This is a genomic window from Streptomyces bicolor (assembly GCF_000719285.1).
GTDB lineage: Bacteria > Actinomycetota > Actinomycetes > Streptomycetales > Streptomycetaceae > Streptomyces > Streptomyces bicolor.
The window spans coordinates 1-909 of sequence record NZ_JOFS01000109.1; the positions used below are offsets into that span (position 1 = coordinate 1).

Consider the following 909-nt stretch of genomic DNA (forward strand, 5'->3'; position numbering starts at 1 on the left):
GTTCGGCTGTCTCCCAGTCGCGGGGTCGGAGTTGGTATTTCTCGGAGTGGAGGTATTCCTCGCTGCCGGGGCGCAGGGGGGTGTTCTCGCACAGTTCGTAGCCGCTGTAGATGCCCCAGGTGGGGGAGAGGGTGGCGGCGAGGACGGCGCGGACCTCGAAGGCGGGGCGGCCGCCGTCTTGGAGGTAGGCGTGCAGGATGTCGGGGGTGTTGGCGAAGAAGTTGGGCCGCATGTAGGCGGCTGCCTCGCCGGAGAGTTCGGTGAGGTACTCGGTGAGTTCCTGTTTGGTGTTGCGCCAGGTGAAGTAGGTGTAGGACTGCTGGAAGCCGATCTGGGCCAGGGTGTGCATCATCGCCGGTCGGGTGAAGGCCTCGGCCAGGAAGATTTGGGTGGGTTCTCGGCGTAGGCGATGGTGCCGTCGGGGCGGTGGTGGAACCACTCGGGGTGCTTGTGGACCCAGGGGTGGTCGGGGGAGCACTGCAGGGCGAAGTCGAGGGCGATCTCCAGGCCCAGTTCGCGGGCGCGTGTGACGAAGTGGTCGAAGTCGTCGAGGGTGCCGAGGTCGGGGTGGATGGCGTCGTGGCCGCCCTCGGGGGAGCCGATGGCCCAGGGGACGCCGACGTCGTCGGGGCCGGCGGACAGGGTGTTGTTGGGTCCTTTGCGGAAGGTGGTGCCGATGGGGTGGATGGGCGGGAGGTAGACGACGTCGAAGCCCATCGCGGCGATGGCCGGCAGGCGGCGGGCGGCGGTGGTGAAGGTGCCGTGGGGGTGTTCGGGGGTGCCCTCGGAGCGGGGGAAGAACTCGTACCAGGAGCCGAACAGGGCCCGCTCGCGTTCCACCAGCAGCGGCAGCGGATCGGAGGCGGTGACCAGGTCCCGCAGCGGATACCGCCCCAACACCGCGTCCAC

1 pseudogene is annotated in these 909 nt (G+C 68.9%); it reads right to left on the bottom strand.

Features of this window, described 5'->3' with window-relative positions:
* A pseudogene (locus IF78_RS44680) lies at positions 1-909 on the bottom strand (alpha-amylase family protein); the annotation flags it as partial.